The organism is Xanthomonas cucurbitae (assembly GCF_002939885.1).
GTDB lineage: Bacteria > Pseudomonadota > Gammaproteobacteria > Xanthomonadales > Xanthomonadaceae > Xanthomonas > Xanthomonas cucurbitae.
Window position 1 is genome coordinate 1 of sequence record NZ_MDED01000096.1, and the last position, 2,139, is coordinate 2,139.

The window sequence follows — 2,139 nt, forward strand, 5'->3', positions numbered from 1 at the left end:
CCCCACCTCCGTTGCCTTCAAGTGGGGCCATTGTCCAGCCGACCCGTCGCAAATCCTGCAACTACCGGCTGAGGAATGGGGCTAATCAGGATAGTTGTTAGGCAGTGGTGGAGCAAATGCGTTGGTGGTTGCCGTTTCGGTGAGTTCGCAGGCGTGCATGCGGTTGGCTCCGGGCAACAGTCATCACTTTTGTGGGGTGCGGTAAGTTCAGTGCTTCGCCCTTGTCCGTCGTTGCCGCGCCGCGCTCATTGCGCTTGGCTTCGGTGGTACCACGCGCCGCTGCACTGCTGGGCAAGCTCCGCCCCACAACCTGTGGCACACTTGGCTCAGGCGGCAGTGCTGGGGAGCATGGTTGCAACAGCCAACTTATGCGGCCACTCACTGCCTAACAACTCATTCAAGCCGAAGTTGCTTCGCAACTCGGCTTAATTCAAGCGTTAGGCTACTTTTCTAAGATCTTGGCGCTTCATTTTTACAACTGGGGAGTTGCGCGTGAAAAAGGTACTTTTGCTTCTGTCAGTGGGGGTCGTAGCTGGTTGCGGCGTCCAGCCTGTCAAGATGGCCACACCTGATGGCTCGCAGCGCTACTTCATGGACTGCGGCGACGACAAGGGACAATGCATCACCAAAGCCAACGAGCTATGCCCAAATGGCTACTCAATGTCCAATGAGTCGGACACCAATCAAGTGTCTTTCAATGCTTGGCGGGGCGGCAGTTCTAGGCAAGTGACCGTTGAGGTTCAGTGCAAGTAGCCTAACAATTCATTCAAGCCGAACCCGCTTCGCGGGTCGGCTTAATTCAGGCGTTAGCTGCCACGTGGAGATCGGCGCAATGCGTTGCTTACTATGCGGGGAAAATCCCCCAATTGAGAACTCTCACGTAATACCTAAGTTTATCTTTACGTGGCTAAAAGACACATCTCCGACCGGTTATCTCAGGACTACGGAAAATCCGAGGATGCGGACCCAGGACGGACACAAGGGTCCATATCTCTGCAGGGATTGCGAGCAACGATTTAGCAAGCTTGAGAATCACTTTAGCAAAAACTTTTTTCGGCAAGCAGTTCGCGATCCAACAGAAAATACGCCAGAGCCCGTACTTGATGACGGCTCAATGAGGTGCGTTTTATCAATAATGTGGAGGTCTACGGTTCACCTTCTTGCCAGGCACAGCAATAAGGAAAACGACCTGCAGCCGCACGATTTCGTAGCTCTAGACCAAGCAAGGTCTAACTTAATGGCTGCGCTAGACGGAAAGGTCAGATTTAAACTCAACTTCATGCATTTAACGCCTGCAAACGTCGGCGCTCATGGGTTGCCGGACTACTACAAGAATGCATACTTTTATGATCGGGCCATAGCTGAAGATGTGCGCTGCGATAATAGCGGAGCCACGGCATGGCTAAAGATGCCGCGCGTTATTTTGTGGATTCATACTGCGAGAGAGATTGGCAACCACAAGTTAGGCGCCGTGCAGCAAGACCTCAATGATCTTGAAAAGCTAGCCGCATTTGTGGCGCAGCTAACTGGTCTTCTTCACACCAGCAGAGTTGCGATGCCCGAAGGGCAACTACAGAAAATATTTAGCTCTTTAAAGCCTGAAAAGGCAGGCAGCGACTGGAGCGCCAGCGCTAGAAGAGAATTGGGTGACAGCTAACAGTTCATTCAAGCCGAAGCCGCTTCGCGGCTCGGCTTAATTCAGGCGTTAGGCCTTACAGACAATGGATCACATCCCACCGTTCAAAGCATCTGAGCTTGAGGCCGCATGTAAGGTCTTGGCCGAAACAACGACCGGCCTCAAAGGCGATGAGATCGGGTACATCCTTGCGGACATGAGGGTGGACGACTAAGAGAAGGGCATTACGAAGTGGAAAAGGCTGTTTAACGCCTTGGTCCACGTTCAGAACAAACACCAAGTGGGCAACCACTTGAACATGTTCATCAATCGAGCAATGAACCCGGTGCGGTACGTCTCGGCCGCGGACCTGTTTGCCATTCGAAGGGATGGCCTGAACATCGTCCTGTCGCTCTGCGGATATCACGTTAGTCCTACTGTGTCATTAAATGCGAAGGTGCGGAGACATCGTTCCAAGTAATGTCACTGCAATTTCTACGGCGATTGTCCAGCGCAGCGTCGCG

1 protein-coding gene is annotated in these 2,139 nt (G+C 52.7%); it reads left to right on the forward strand.

All coding sequences use genetic code 11. The features are described from left to right. Positions 1 to 1,237: 1,237 nt before the first annotated feature. On the forward strand, positions 1,238 to 1,657 hold the full coding sequence (locus XcuCFBP2542_RS18825) for a hypothetical protein (protein ID WP_104605753.1): 420 nt from the start codon (positions 1,238 to 1,240) through the stop codon (positions 1,655 to 1,657). Positions 1,658 to 2,139 lie beyond the last annotated feature (482 nt).

Excerpts from the sequence above, each read along its gene's own strand:
- XcuCFBP2542_RS18825 (WP_104605753.1), top strand. The coding sequence starts at position 1,238 with ATGGCTGCGCTAGACGGAAAGGTCAGATTTAAACTCAACTTCATGCAT.